Origin of the sequence: Staphylococcus sp. GDX8P54P (assembly GCF_017893165.1) — a bacterium.
Taxonomy (GTDB): Bacteria; Bacillota; Bacilli; order Staphylococcales; family Staphylococcaceae; genus Staphylococcus; species Staphylococcus borealis.
Genome location: NZ_JAESMM010000029.1, coordinates 1 through 14,483, shown reverse-complemented (window position 1 = coordinate 14,483; position 14,483 = coordinate 1). Strand labels below are relative to the sequence as shown.

At 34.5% G+C, this 14,483-nt stretch carries 12 protein-coding genes; 2 read left to right on the top strand and 10 right to left on the bottom strand.

Annotated features, from left to right (window positions below; translation table 11 throughout):
• Window positions 1-165: 165 nt before the first annotated feature.
• The 7 genes from gltX to KA909_RS10275 form a co-directional block, all read right to left on the bottom strand.
• Entirely contained in the window at window positions 166-1,620 is a 1,455-nt protein-coding gene (gene gltX, locus KA909_RS10305) for a glutamate--tRNA ligase (protein ID WP_156305013.1), read from the bottom strand.
• Window positions 1,621-2,034: 414 nt separating this feature from the next.
• Entirely contained in the window at window positions 2,035-3,057 is a 1,023-nt protein-coding gene (locus tag KA909_RS10300; protein ID WP_398577043.1) for a PIN/TRAM domain-containing protein, read from the bottom strand.
• Between the two features lie 74 nt (window positions 3,058-3,131).
• The gene (gene radA / locus KA909_RS10295) at window positions 3,132-4,496 is read right to left on the bottom strand and encodes a DNA repair protein RadA (RefSeq protein WP_053031005.1); all 1,365 of its coding nucleotides are present in this window, start codon (window positions 4,494-4,496) and stop codon (window positions 3,132-3,134) included.
• Window positions 4,497-4,848: 352 nt separating this feature from the next.
• The gene (locus tag KA909_RS10290; RefSeq protein ID WP_210130181.1) at window positions 4,849-7,329 is read right to left on the bottom strand and encodes an ATP-dependent Clp protease ATP-binding subunit; all 2,481 of its coding nucleotides are present in this window, start codon (window positions 7,327-7,329) and stop codon (window positions 4,849-4,851) included.
• A gap of 14 nt (window positions 7,330-7,343) precedes the next feature.
• On the bottom strand, window positions 7,344-8,351 hold the full coding sequence (locus KA909_RS10285; protein ID WP_210130180.1) for a protein arginine kinase: 1,008 nt from the start codon (window positions 8,349-8,351) through the stop codon (window positions 7,344-7,346).
• Complete coding sequence (locus tag KA909_RS10280; RefSeq protein WP_053031000.1) at window positions 8,344-8,907, bottom strand: UvrB/UvrC motif-containing protein; 564 nt, start codon at window positions 8,905-8,907, stop codon at window positions 8,344-8,346. The genes KA909_RS10285 and KA909_RS10280 overlap by 8 nt, the downstream gene beginning before the upstream one ends.
• 22 nt (window positions 8,908-8,929) lie before the next feature.
• Window positions 8,930-9,391, bottom strand: a complete 462-nt coding sequence (locus KA909_RS10275) for a CtsR family transcriptional regulator (RefSeq protein ID WP_053030998.1) — start codon at window positions 9,389-9,391, stop codon at window positions 8,930-8,932.
• 154 nt (window positions 9,392-9,545) lie between these two features.
• Here KA909_RS10275 and KA909_RS10270 point away from each other — a divergent pair, with 154 nt between their 5' ends.
• Window positions 9,546-10,760 carry a NupC/NupG family nucleoside CNT transporter gene (locus KA909_RS10270; protein WP_053030996.1) on the top strand — a complete coding sequence of 405 codons (1,215 nt, stop codon included), beginning with the start codon at window positions 9,546-9,548 and terminating at the stop codon, window positions 10,758-10,760.
• 103 nt (window positions 10,761-10,863) lie between these two features.
• Here the strand turns inward: KA909_RS10270 and pdxT are convergent, their stop codons facing one another.
• A complete protein-coding gene (pdxT, locus tag KA909_RS10265; RefSeq protein ID WP_193839736.1) occupies window positions 10,864-11,418 on the bottom strand; it encodes a pyridoxal 5'-phosphate synthase glutaminase subunit PdxT in 555 nt (184 codons plus the stop codon).
• A gap of 3 nt (window positions 11,419-11,421) precedes the next feature.
• Window positions 11,422-12,309: a pyridoxal 5'-phosphate synthase lyase subunit PdxS gene (gene pdxS, locus KA909_RS10260; RefSeq protein ID WP_070854640.1), complete on the bottom strand. Its 888-nt coding sequence runs from the start codon at window positions 12,307-12,309 to the stop codon at window positions 11,422-11,424.
• A gap of 99 nt (window positions 12,310-12,408) precedes the next feature.
• Here pdxS and pdxR point away from each other — a divergent pair, with 99 nt between their 5' ends.
• Window positions 12,409-13,770 (top strand): MocR-like pyridoxine biosynthesis transcription factor PdxR, encoded by a 1,362-nt coding sequence (pdxR, locus tag KA909_RS10255; protein WP_193839737.1) that lies wholly within the window; start codon window positions 12,409-12,411, stop codon window positions 13,768-13,770.
• 119 nt (window positions 13,771-13,889) lie between these two features.
• On the opposite strand, the gene KA909_RS10250 is transcribed toward pdxR, so the two are convergent.
• Entirely contained in the window at window positions 13,890-14,246 is a 357-nt protein-coding gene (locus KA909_RS10250; protein ID WP_193839738.1) for a DoxX family protein, read from the bottom strand.
• Window positions 14,247-14,483: the final 237 nt, after the last annotated feature.

The following is a 14,483-nucleotide window of genomic DNA, read 5'->3' as shown; positions in this document are numbered from 1 at the left end:
CACTCTCTGAAATCATAGTCTAATATTTACTAATCCTTTGCGCTTGTAATATCAATATTAACATGACTTTGCCATGTTTAACTTTATCATATTTGCTTTAATGTAAAATTTCAAGTGTTAGCTAAATGAAATGTTCATCTTGTTCACGTATATGCTTTACACCATTTACACGTATTTTTTTAATCGTGATAATACTTTGTCTTTACCTAGTACTTCAATAGTATTTGGTAATTCAGGACCATGCATTTGACCTGTTACGGCAACACGAATTGGCATGAATAATTGTTTACCTTTAATACCTGTTTCTTTTTGTACTTCTTTAATTGTCTTTTTGATGTCACCCGCTTCAAATGGTTCTAAAGCTTCTAATTTACCATATAGATGTGACATTAATTCTGGTACTTGTTCCCCATTAATAACCTCTTGCTCTTCTTCACCTAATTCAGGCATTTCATGGAAGAACATTTCAGATAACGGTACAATTTCGCCTGCATAACTCATTTCTTTTTGGTAAAGTGCAACTAATTTGCGACCCCATTCTCTATCAGCTTCACTTGGAGATTCTGGGATTAAATTAGCTTTGATAAGATGCGGTAATGCAAGTTCAAATACAGTATCCGTATCTTTCGTTTTCATATATTGGTTATTAACCCAAGCTAATTTTTGTCTATCGAACATTGCTGGTGATTTAGAAAGACGTTTCTCATCAAAGATCTTAATAAATTCTTCTTTAGAAAAGATTTCTTCTTCGCCTTCTGGAGACCAACCTAATAAAGTAATAAAGTTAAATAATGCTTCTGGTAAGTAACCTAAGTCACGATATTGCTCGATAAATTGTAAAATTTGACCATCACGTTTACTTAATTTTTTGCGTTCTTCATTAACAATTAATGACATATGACCAAAGCGTGGTGGTTCCCAACCAAACGCTTCATAAATCATAAGTTGTTTAGGTGTGTTAGAAACATGGTCATCCCCACGAATAACATCAGAAATTTCCATATAGTGATCATCGATGGCTACAGCAAAATTATACGTAGGTATGCCGTCTTTTTTAACGATAACCCAATCTCCTATGTTATTTGAATCGAATGAAATTTCACCTTTCACCATGTCATTAAACGTATACGTTTGATCTTGAGGCACACGGAATCTAATTGATGGGCGTCGTCCTTCAGCTTCAAATTGTTGACGTTCCTCTTCAGTTAAATGTGCGTGTTGGCCACCATAACGAGGCATTTCACCACGTGCGATTTGTTCTTCACGCTCTTTTTCAAGTTCTTCTTCAGTCATATAACATTTATAAGCTTTATCTTCATCCAATAATTGCTGGATAAGTGGGTTATAGATGTCACCGCGTTCAGATTGACGATAAGGACCATAACCTTTATCTTTATCGATAGATTCATCCCAATCTAAACCTAACCATTTCAAATTATCAAATTGAGATGACTCACCATCTTCAAGATTACGTTTACTATCTGTATCTTCAATACGCACTACGAAATCACCATCGTAATGTTTAGCAAATAAATAGTTAAATAATGCAGTTCTTGCATTACCAATGTGTAAATATCCAGTTGGACTTGGCGCATATCTCACTCTAATGCGTTCACTCATCGTATTCACTCCTATAATTATTAATTCTGTTTTACCATCGAATTCATACGCTTTATCTAATATAGGTGACGCGCTCTGTAATTTAACCGAGCAGTCATACACCATTCAGAAACATCTTCAAACCATTAGAAAAAAGTTATTCCAAACTATCATTTTAGACGTGTTTCCGAATAACTTTCCACTTTACATTCATCTTAGATAAAAGTTCGCATTTCTTCATTATTGTAGCATTAAATCAATACTTTGATAAGTCACATGTTTCCACTTACCACACTTAGTTGCACATTCAGTCACATTACATAAATAGGTTTCATGCTTTGCTATTTGAAAAGCGTACGCTCAACATTTAGCGTTTCACATGAAACCTAGTCTTTTACACATATTTTATTGTCATTATCAAACATATTCTATGAATCATGATTCCGAATCGTCAACTTTTTTAGCGAAAATAATACGACCTGACGATGTTTGCAATAAACTGATGACCTCTAAGTCTACATGCTTACCAACAAGTGGTTTCGCATTATCAACTACTACCATTGTACCGTCATCTAAATAGCCAACACCTTGACCCGGTTCTTTACCCATTTTAGTCAATAGAATATTAATGCGATCGCCTTGATGTACATTTGGTTTAATTGCTTCAGACAAGTCATTCACATTCAACGCTTTAATTCCTTGAACGTGACATACTTTATTTAAATTAAAATCGGTAGTAATCACATGCGCATGATATTTCTGTGCTAATTTCACTAATAGTTCATCGATATCACTGTGAGACTTTTGTGGATGTATCACACGTGTCGGATAATCTAAATCATATAATCCATTTAATATATCTAATCCACGTTGCCCTTTTTCACGCTTCACGCTATCATTCGCATCAGCAACGACTTGAAGTTCATTAATGACACCTTGCGGAATAAGTATTTCGCCATCGATAAAACCACATCGAATGACATCTAAGATACGACCATCGATAATTGCGCTTGTGTCTAATAGTTTAGGTACGGCACTAATATTACTTTTAGACATAGAACGCGCCATGTTTTCTGGCAAGAACATGAGCATTTCGTCACGCTTCTTCAAACCAAATTGGAAGCCTAAATAACATAGCAATAAAGTAATAATAAGTGGTATAAGATGATTCAGTATCGTATTTCCAATCATTTCTAGAATAAACGAGGCCATTACTGAAATAAATAGGCCAATGATAAGTCCGAGTGTTGCAAATAAAATTTCAACTGCGCTACGTTGCATAATCCAATGTTCAACGGCTTTGAAAGTTCTTGTTACTTTATTAATAAAGAAGCCAAAAATCAAGAAAAATACTATGATACCTATTAAGCCGTCAATATAATAATTATTTAAAAATGGATAACCATTAATATTAAAATCTTTGAGTATTTCAGGTATTAGCAAAATACCAAGTGCCATACCTAAGATAATATATATAATGATTACAATGCCTTTTAATACTTTCAAAAGTCTCACCTCTTTTTCAGCTTATGTTACGCTTTAAAAGCATATTTAAGTGCCTCATGTACAGTAGAGACGCCTACTACTTTAATACCTTCAGGGAATTGCCATCCACCAATATTGGTTTGTGGAATTACAACTCGTTCAAACCCTAATTTAGCCGCTTCTTGAACACGTTGCTCAATTCGAGAAACACGTCTCACTTCACCAGTCAAACCTACTTCTCCAATATAACAATCAAGTCCATCCACTGCTTTATCTTTGAAACTTGAAGCTGTCGCTACAATAACGCTTAAATCAACTGCTGGTTCTGTTAATCGAACACCACCTGCCACTTTAATATAAGCATCCTGTTGTTGTAATAAATAATTTTCCTTTTTCTCTAATACTGCCATTAATAAACTCAAACGATTATGATCAATTCCTGTAGCCATCCGTCTAGGGTTATTAAATGTGGTAGGTGTCACTAACGCTTGAACTTCTATTAGCAATGGTCGCGTACCTTCCATCGTTGCTACAATCGTTGATCCAGGCACATTAGTAGACCGCTCTTCCAAGAACATTTCTGATGGATTATGTACCCCTTTCAATCCGCTTTGTTTCATTTCAAATATGCCCATTTCATTAGTAGAACCAAAACGGTTCTTAACTGCTCTCAAGATACGATAAGCATGATGCTCATCTCCTTCAAAGTACAACACAGTATCAACCATATGTTCTAATAAACGCGGTCCTGCAATTTGACCTTCTTTGGTTACATGACCAACGATAAATGTGGCGATATTCATTTGTTTGGCAATATTCATCAAACTCTGCGTGCTTTCTCGAACTTGAGATACAGAGCCAGGTGCCGAACTAATCTCTGGATGATATATGGTTTGGATCGAATCGACCACTAAAATATCTGGCTGTGCTTGTTGAACCGTTTGATATATCACTTCTAAATCCGTTTCTGCCAGCACGTTTAAATTACTAGAATCTTCATCTAAACGATCAGCCCGTAATTTAGTTTGATTAAGTGATTCTTCACCCGTAATATACAGTACATTTAATTTTTGTGATAGTGATGCACAAATTTGTAGTAATAGTGTTGATTTCCCAATACCAGGATCTCCACCTATTAACACTAAAGAACCACTTACAATACCACCACCTAAAACGCGGTTAAATTCCTTTGATTCTGTCTGAACTCTTGGCGTTACTTCATTCTTAATATCATTTAATTTCTGGACCTTTGCGCTAGATGTTGATGTCTTAACGCCGTGTTTGGGATTTGAAGCTTTTTCAACAATTTCCTCCATTTGATTCCATGAACCACAATTAGGACATTTTCCCATCCATTTTGGAGATTGATAGCCACAAGCCATACACTCAAAAATCACTTTCTTTTTGGCCAAAATTGCACCTCCGATTTTTCTTTGAACAAATCTATTTTATATGTAACGTTGCACAATGACAAATGTAAACTTAAGCATTTTATATAAATATGTTGCTATTTATTGTTCAAAATGATGTATATAGATAATCATTTTATTTCAGTTGAAATCACTACATTATATTTCAAAAAGTAATAGGAGTGGAACAGAATCCATTACGAATTCATGTCCCACTCCCAGATAAATGACGAGTGCTAAGAAACGTACTATATAAACATTATCTCACCTTCATTAGTTAGCACGTACTTTGCGTTATAGCCCTATACTATTTCTATCCTAAAAAATAGCTAGGCCTAACGATCATTTTATTAAATTATACTTCTGTTTCAGTTACGTCACTATCTTCGTCTGAATCTGAAACATTATTATTTTTTTCGTTGATATTATATTTGAATTCATCGCCATCATGATCAATAACGACTTCTTTACCTTCGATTTGGTTGCCATCTAAAATTAATTCACTTAAGTTATCTTCAACTGTTTTTTGAATCGCTCTGATTAATGGACGTGCACCATACTCTGGATCATAACCTTCTTCCGCAATTTTCTCTTTCGCTTTGTCGGTTACTACAATATTAATATCTTGTTCAGAAAGACGTTGTGTTAATTTATTAACCATCATTGTAACAATTTCTTTCAATTCATCTTTAGAAAGTTTATGGAATACGATGATGTCGTCTACACGGTTTAAGAATTCTGGACGGAATGAATTTTTCAATTCTTTCATCATTGTCTTGCGAATCGTTTCATAGTCATGACCGTCAGAGCCACCACCGAAACCTGCAAAGCGTTGATCTTGTAATTCTTGTGCACCAACATTTGATGTCATAATAATCACAGTATTACGGAAATCAACTTGACGTCCTTTAGTATCCGTTAGATGACCATCATCTAACACTTGTAATAAGATGTTAAACACATCTGGATGTGCCTTTTCAATTTCATCAAATAAAATAACTGAATAAGGTTTACGTCTAACTTTTTCAGTTAATTGGCCACCTTCATCATGACCTACGTAGCCAGGAGGCGCTCCAACTAAACGGCTCACTGCATGTTTTTCCATAAACTCACTCATATCAACACGAATCATTGCATCTTCTTCGCCAAACATTGATTCTGCTAACGCTCTAGCTAGTTCCGTCTTACCTACACCAGTTGGTCCTAAGAAGATAAAGCTACCGATTGGACGTTTAGGGTCTTTCAATCCTGCACGTGCACGACGTACTGCTTTACTTATAGATGTTACAGCGTCATTTTGACCAATCACTCTATCATGTAATGTTTGTTCAAGATTCAATAATCGGTCTGACTCTGTTTCATTGATTTTTGTAAGTGGTATGCCTGTCCAGCCTGCAATCACTTCGCCAATATCTTCTTTAGATAGTGATGTAGACTTATCACCTTGCGTTGTTTGCCATTCATTTTTAGCATCTTCATATTGTTTTTCAAGTCTCGTTTGTTTATCACGTAAATTAGCCGCATTTTCGAATTCTTGAGCGTGAACTGCAGCGTCTTTTTCATTTTTCACTTTTTCAATTTCTTGCTCAATTTCTTTCAAGTTGTTAGGTGTTGTATGACTTTTCAGTCTTACTTTTGAACTTGCTTCGTCAATTAAATCAATTGCTTTGTCAGGCAAGAAACGATCAGATATATAGCGATCACTTAATTTAGCAGCTGCTTCAAGTGCTTCATCAGAAATATTAATACGATGATGCGCTTCATAACGATCTCGTAATCCTTTTAAAATTGCGATTGTATCTTCAACAGAAGGTTCATCAACTTGAATTGGTTGGAAACGACGTTCTAACGCTGCATCTTTCTCGATGTTTTTACGGTATTCATCTAATGTTGTAGCACCAATACATTGTAATTCACCACGAGCTAATGCTGGTTTTAATATATTTGATGCATCAATTGCGCCTTCTGCACCTCCAGCACCAACTAATGTGTGCAATTCATCAATAAATAGAATAACGTTACCAGCTTGATGGATTTCTTCCATTACTTTTTTCAAACGTTCTTCAAATTCACCACGATATTTAGTACCTGCTACAACTGTTCCCATATCAAGTGACATGACACGTTTATCTTTTAATGTTTCAGGCACTTCATTATTAACAATCGCCTGTGCAAGACCTTCTGCAATTGCAGTTTTACCTACCCCAGGTTCGCCAATTAGTACTGGGTTATTTTTAGTACGACGACTCAATACTTCAATCACACGCGTAATTTCTTTGTCTCTACCCACAACAGGATCTAGTGTTCCATCTTTGGCAATCACAGTTAAATCACGTGCTAATCCATCTAATGTAGGTGTATTATTTGATTTATTTGCTGTAGCGTTTTTATTGCTCATTTCAGGACTTCCTAATGCTTTAACCACTTGAGCACGCGCTTTTGTAATATTTAAATCTAGATTAGCAAATACACGCGCAGCTACGCCCTCATTTTCACGAATTAAACCTAGTAAAATATGTTCTGTACCTACAAAATTATGATGTAACTTTCTAGCTTCGTCCATTGAAAGTTCAATTACCTTCTTGGCTCTAGGTGTATAATGCAATGTTCCTGTTTGATCTTGTCCATGGCCGATTAATTTCTCAACCTCTTCAATCACTTTGTCTTCGGTAATATTGAAACTCTCTAATACTTTAGCGGCTATACCTTCTGGCTCTTTCATTAAGCCAAGTAGTAAGTGTTCTGTACCTATATTAGAATGATTTAAACGTATAGCTTCTTCTTGCGCATGTGCTAAGACACGTTGTGCACGTTCAGTTAATCTACCAAATAGCATATATTTCTTACCTCCTATTGTGTATATTCTCTTAATATATCTGCTCTCTTCTCATTTACAGAGATTGTTTCATCTTCATCGTTATAAATAAACGCTGATTGAATACTCACCATTAATTCATTAAATTGAAAGTCTTTCAATGTTAAATACCCTAAATCAATACCTAATTTCACTTCACTTAAACGATAGGAAGCTTCTTCCATTGAAATAATTCGACTGTTCTGTAAGATACCCAATGACCGATAAACACGGTCTAACGTTTCCAATTCATTATAATGCGTTAAGCGTTCACGAATTTGCATTTCTTCATTTATAATTTGTTGAACAACTTCAGTTAAATTATCTATAATTTCTTCTTCAGTTTTACCAAGTGTTAATTGGTTTGAGATTTGATAGATATGGCCATAAACTTGCGAGCCTTCTCCATATATACCTCGAATCGTAAAACCAAAACGATTAATGGTCTGTGCAATACGATTCATACGTTTCATGATGGATAACCCTGGTAAATGTAGCATCACACTTGCTCTCATACCTGTACCAATATTAGTTGGGCATGTTGTTAAATACCCTAAATGTTCATCATAACTAATGTCTAGCGATTGATCTAACGTATCATCAATATCACTCGCTTTGTTATATAAATCATGTAATGACAAATCATTTCCCATTGCTTGTATGCGTATATGGTCTTCTTCATTAATCATAATGCTGATCGATTCGTCTTCATTTAATAACACTGCTGATGCCGGTTGTTTAATAAGTTCAGGACTAATTAAATGTTTAGCAACAAGTTTCATTTTGTTTTGTTGATCCATTGTATCTAAACGCATGAGAGACAAATCAGGCAATACATCTTGCACTTCATTTATCACTCTAAAGCCATCTTGTTCTGAGGGAAACATGAGTGGATGGACATGATTTTCTAAATTTCTAGCTACTCGGATTCTGGAAGACATCACAATTGGAGATTCTTCTGTTTGTTTCATCCATTCACTGATATGCGTATTCATATCACTCATTGCGTTCCACCCCGCTCTCGTCTTTCAATGCTTTTATTTCGTCTCTAACGATAGCAGCTTCTTCAAAGTTTTGTTCATCAATTAATACATTGAGATACTTCGTTTTTTCTTCGATTTGTTTTTTGATGGCAAGTTTCTTATGAGAAGAACGAGGCGTTTTACCTACGTGCTCAAATTGTCCACCTTGCACACGTCTTACTATATCTACAATGTCATCTTTAAATGTAGCATAACAATTTGCACAACCAAATTTCCCTACATGTGCAATATCTTTTAAAGTCATGTTGCATGTTGGACATCGCTTCTCTTCTTGAAAAGCCACTTCATGAAAATTAATTCCATGCTTAGTTGCTAAATGTTGCAATATTTGTTTGACGACGAAAGCTTCTTCAATATCGTCTTGAAACTGAGAATGTGGCGATGTATTTTCATTTTGTTGCCAAGGATTTTCACCCTGCGCACATATAGAACATACCCATTTCTCAGAAGTGCCTTCTTTACTTTTTACTGTGAGTTTAACCTCTGCTTCATTTAAATGACAGTTTTCACAAAGCACACATAGACACCTCGCTTTTCTATTAATAATAATTAATGATTGGTAATACGCGTTTTAATATGTTGGCTCTAATGATATCTCGAGCAACCACGTCCATTTTTAATGTCTCGCGATCTACGATTACTTGAATCATTCTTGCTTCTCTTTCGCTGATGAGTCCCTTATCTAGCAAACCATCTATAATATAATACGCTTGTTGTTGAGAAATAGATGGCCCAATGATTTGCAATAGGTGATTAATATACCCCGTTGCATCTTTATTTTCAATTTTAGTGATTCGGATATAACCTCCGCCACCACGCTTACTTTCTATTTCATAACCATGTTCATTTGTGAATCTAGTTTTAATAACATAATTTAGTTGAGAAGGTACACAGTCGAAACGTTGAGCAATGTTAGCTCGTTGAATTTCTACCACGTCTTCATTACTTTCTTCAAATAACTTTTTAATGTACTGTTCTATGATGTCAGACATGTTGTGCATGATTTACCACCTCTTTTGACCTTCTTTGACTATATTATATGAGCATCTTTGACCTTTTTCAACCAATTTGTTTTTTAATTTTCTAAAATAATGATGTTACATGCAAGAATTTAATGTATTATATTAATTAAGAAAAATTTAAAGGAGTAGAATTATGCATATTCTTATTGGGATTATTGGGATAATTTTCTTTTTGGCACTTGCATTTTTGTTTAGCTCTGACAGAAAAAATATTCGCTGGCAATATGTTGGTCTTTTATTAGTCATCCAACTTGTATTTGCGTTTATTTTATTAAAAACGACAGCAGGTATTACAGTTATTGGGGGCATTTCGGAAGGATTTAACTACTTATTACAAAAAGCTGCAGAAGGGGTTAACTTTGTGTTTGGCGGATTCAAATTTGTCGATCCAAAAAACCCACCATTCTTCTTTAGCGTATTACTACCAATTGTATTTATTTCAGCATTAATTGGTATCTTGCAATACACTCGAATCTTACCTTGGATTATTAATGTTTTAGGATTCTTAATCTCTAAAATTAATGGTATGGGACGTTTAGAGTCTTATAACGCAGTAGCTGCTGCAATCTTAGGTCAATCGGAAGTGTTTATTTCATTAAAACAACAATTACCTTACATACCTAAACAACGTTTGTACACATTAACCGCTTCAGCAATGTCGACAGTATCAGCGTCAATTATCGGTGCTTACTTCACATTGATTGAGCCTAAATACGTTGTTACAGCAGTAGTATTAAACTTATTCGGTGGTTTCATTATTGCTTCTATCATCAATCCTTATAAAGTTAATGAAGAAGACGATAAACTATTAGTAGACGAAAGCGAAACTAAAAAGCAATCATTCTTTGAAATGTTGGGAGAATACATTTTAGACGGGTTCAAAGTTGCAGTAATCGTTGGTGCGATGTTAATAGGTTATATTGCCATCATCGCATTATTAAATGGTATCGTTAGTGGTATCTTCAGCTTTGTTTCTGGTGGCGCAATTACATGGGATTTCCAAACGTTAATTGGATTTGTCTTCGCACCATTAGCATTTTTAGCTGGTGTACCATGGGAAGATGCTGTTAAATCTGGTTCAATTATGGCAACTAAATTATTATCTAATGAATTCGTTGCAATGCAATCATTAGGAAACTTAAAAGATATTTCTGAACATGCTAAAGGTGTTACATCAGTATTCTTAGTATCATTCGCTAACTTCAGTTCAATTGGTATCATTTCAGGTGCTATCAAATCACTTAACTCTGAAAAAGGTGACGTCGTAGCACGTTTTGGACTTAAATTATTATTGGGGGCAACATTAGTATCATTTATTTCAGCAGCAATCGCTGGATTCTTTATCTAATATTGAAATTAAATACCCTAGAACTTCTGACAATTAGAAGTTCTAGGGTATTTTCATAGATGGAAACACTCAAATGCGTCTCTCCATTACCTACTATTCTTTTTTATTTGACCATATGATCGATAAAGTATTGTGTCACTCTATAATCATCCGTTAATTCAGGATGGAATGATACGCCTAAATATTTTCCTTGTTTGACTGCAACAATCTTTTCGCCCACAGTGCTTAATATTTCTACGCCCTCTTCAACACTAGCAATATGAGGTGCTCTAATAAATACACCTTCAATGTCTTCAGCTATACCTTGAATATCTAACTCTGCTTCAAAACTATCCACTTGTCTGCCAAATGAATTACGTTCAACAGTGATATTCAATTTTTTCAGATAGCCAGTTTCACCTTCGACATCTTTCGCAAGTACGATAAGGCCTGCACATGTACCAAACATTGGTAAATCAGACTGTTGTAACTTTTCTTTAAATCCATATAGATCCATTAATCTTCTTAGTGTAGTAGATTCTCCACCTGGAAGAATTAATCCATCTATTTCTTCTAATTGTTCAACCTTTTTAACTGCAATACCTTCATGACCACTAAGTTCAATATGACGAATGTGTTCACGTACGGCACCTTGCAATGCTAATACACCAATCTTCATAAATTACCAACCACGCTCTTGCATACGTTCTTCTAATGAAATTTGATTAATATCTAAACCTTTCATTGCTGTGCCTAATTCTGAAGCTAATTTACCGATAAGTTCATAATCTTGGTAATGCGTCGTAGCTTGAACAATTGCTTTAGCAAATTTCTCAGGGTCTTCTGATTTAAAAATACCTGAACCAACAAACACACCATCAGCACCTAATTCCATCATTAAAGCAGCATCTTGAGGTGTAGCAACACCACCAGCTGCAAAGTTAACAACAGGTAAGCGTCCGTGATCTTTAATTTGTTTTAACACATCATATGGAGCACCTAATTCTTTAGCATAAGTCATAATTTCATCGTCATTCATAACAACTAAACGACTAACTTCTGAATTAACTTTTCTCATATGTCTAACAGCTTCAACAATATTACCAGTACCCGGTTCACCTTTAGTACGTAACATCGCAGCACCTTCACCAATACGACGTGCAGCTTCTCCTAAGTTACGGCAACCACACACAAACGGAACAGTGAATTGATCTTTTCTTAAGTGGTATTCTTCGTCTGCAGGTGTTAATACTTCAGATTCATCAATATAATCTACACCCATAGCTTCTAATACACGTGCTTCAGTAATGTGACCGATACGTGCTTTTGCCATAACTGGAATTGATACAGCATTCATTACTTCTTCAACAATTTTAGGATTAGCGCTACGTGCTACCCCACCAGCTGCTCTGATGTCAGATGGTACACGTTCCAAAGCCATAACGGCAACAGCGCCAGCTTCTTCAGCAATTTTAGCTTGTTCTGCATTAACAACGTCCATAATAACGCCGCCTTTTTGCATTTCAGCCATTCCTCGTTTAACTCGATCTGATCCTACGATTTTAGACATAATATTAACCCCTTTTCACATTTGATTAAATTCATTTTAAGTTATAAACTGATATTTAAAAAGGTACAATTTATTTATAAAATTAGGGGTCAGTTTAAAATGAAAAAGCAAAAATTATATATAGCATTATATGAGCAGCTGAAAAATCAAATTATCGAAGGTCAATATCAAACACAAGATAAATTTCCATCAAAGCGCCAATTAAGTGAACATTTATCACTTAGCCATACAACTATTGAGCATGCCTATCAACTACTTTTAGATGAAGGTTTTATATACTCTAAACCTCGCTCCGGCTATTATGTATCTGATATACAGTCTCTCCCTGTCATTAATGTTAATAGCCCATCTATTGAAACAGAAGCGAATCCAATTGACACTAACCAATATAAGTATGCATTTAATTTAGCAGAGATAGATGCCGAATATTTCCCTCTAAATCTATTTAGAAAATTTGCAAAGGAAGCCTTTGAAGATAATGAATTAGCGCTTTTAGAAAAAGGAGACATACAAGGTGAACTAAATTTACGACAACAAATCGCACATTATCTATTTAATAGTAGAGGTGTGTCATGTCATCCAAATCAAATTATCATTGGGTCTTCTACTGAGCAATTACTTAACATGATTACTGATATTCTTAAAACATCGTCATTCATAATAGAAAAACCAAGTTATCCACCAATTAAACATGTTTTGGATAAAAACAATCACGATTATATTCAAGCAACTGTTGAGAAAGACGGAATAAACATGACTGACGTACTTAATTCTAATAATGATATTGTATATATCACACCATCTCACCAATTCCCAACTGGCTATGTCATGAACTTAAAAAAACGTACCCAACTCATTAAATGGGCTCATCAGAAACATAGTAGATATATTATTGAAGATGATTATGATTCAGAATTCAGATATTACGGTAAACCTATTCCCGCTTTACAAAGTTTAGATAAAAAAGACAAAGTAATCTATATTAGTACATTTTCAAAATCACTTTATCCGAGTTGTCGTATTGCTTATATCGTTTTGCCTCAAACATTATTACAATCTTATTTATCTATGCCTTATAAAGAGAGTAATACCGTCCCTGTTCATATCCAACAAATCATTGCGAATTTTATGTCATCTGGAAGTTTTGAACGTCATTTAAATAAAATGAGAAAAATTTATAGAGAAAAACTAAATTACATATTGCAGCGATTGGAACCCTATAAGGAACAACTAAACATTGAAGGCGCATTAACAGGAATGCATTTCACACTAACAGTAAATAATGGACTTACCATGTCTCAATGCCTACACAATGCGGAAGAACTAAAATTGAAATTAAATATCTACAACTATGATGATCAAGTTGAACCAATCCCAAAGTTTATTATTGGTTTCGGTGGTATTCCCAATCATCAGCTTAAAGAGCATACTGATATTTTAATCAAAGCATTAACTTTATAGTCATTAAAAAGTAGGAGTGGAATAATAAATTCATAATGAATTCATTGTTCCACTCCTACTTTACTTTGCCTGTAGAATTTTCATAAATGTATTTGCTAATTATTCGCAAATACAGATTTTTAATAAAGTTCAAGTGATTTTTTCCAATTATAAGAAATCATTACAGATATACTCATTACCAATAGTATAATTACAAGTTCTGAAGCCATATAACCATGTGCTAGATGAACTGTAAATAAAGCGCCAAGCATAATTATAATGAAACCAGCAGCAACATAGTTTGCAAATAAACCTATGACCATTAATATGCCCCCGATAAACTCAAATAACCCTAATATAATGCCTAAGAATGCAGGGAAACCTAAATCAGACATCATTGCCATCGGTTCCTTAAATCCACCAAATACTTTTTGAGATCCATGTATTGTAAATGTAATACCTAACATAAGTCTTATTAATAATAAACCAATTCTCATTGTAAGTCGTTCTCCTTATAGATATATTTATTATATGCAATATATTACATATACTACATGATGATAATTATTAGTTCAACCTTTATATCATTAAATTTTTATTTTAATTTTAAGCATAAAAAAAAGAGACCTTACGGTCTCGATATCGACTCATCACATCCATACGATTTGCCTGGCAACGTCCTATTCTAGCGGAACGTAAATCAGCTACCATCGGCGCTAAGAATCTTAACTTCT

Excerpts from the sequence above, each read along its gene's own strand:
- pdxR (WP_193839737.1), top strand. The coding sequence starts at position 12,409 with ATGAAAAAGCAAAAATTATATATAGCATTATATGAGCAGCTGAAAAAT.
- KA909_RS10300 (WP_398577043.1), bottom strand. The coding sequence starts at position 3,057 with ATGGCACTTGGTATTTTGCTAATACCTGAAATACTCAAAGATTTTAAT.
- pdxS (WP_070854640.1), bottom strand. The coding sequence starts at position 12,309 with ATGTCTAAAATCGTAGGATCAGATCGAGTTAAACGAGGAATGGCTGAA.
- pdxT (WP_193839736.1), bottom strand. The coding sequence starts at position 11,418 with ATGAAGATTGGTGTATTAGCATTGCAAGGTGCCGTACGTGAACACATT.
- KA909_RS10250 (WP_193839738.1), bottom strand. The coding sequence starts at position 14,246 with ATGAGAATTGGTTTATTATTAATAAGACTTATGTTAGGTATTACATTT.
- KA909_RS10270 (WP_053030996.1), top strand. The coding sequence starts at position 9,546 with ATGCATATTCTTATTGGGATTATTGGGATAATTTTCTTTTTGGCACTT.
- KA909_RS10285 (WP_210130180.1), bottom strand. The coding sequence starts at position 8,351 with ATGAGTGATATGAATACGCATATCAGTGAATGGATGAAACAAACAGAA.
- KA909_RS10275 (WP_053030998.1), bottom strand. The coding sequence starts at position 9,391 with ATGCACAACATGTCTGACATCATAGAACAGTACATTAAAAAGTTATTT.
- gltX (WP_156305013.1), bottom strand. The coding sequence starts at position 1,620 with ATGAGTGAACGCATTAGAGTGAGATATGCGCCAAGTCCAACTGGATAT.
- KA909_RS10290 (WP_210130181.1), bottom strand. The coding sequence starts at position 7,329 with ATGCTATTTGGTAGATTAACTGAACGTGCACAACGTGTCTTAGCACAT.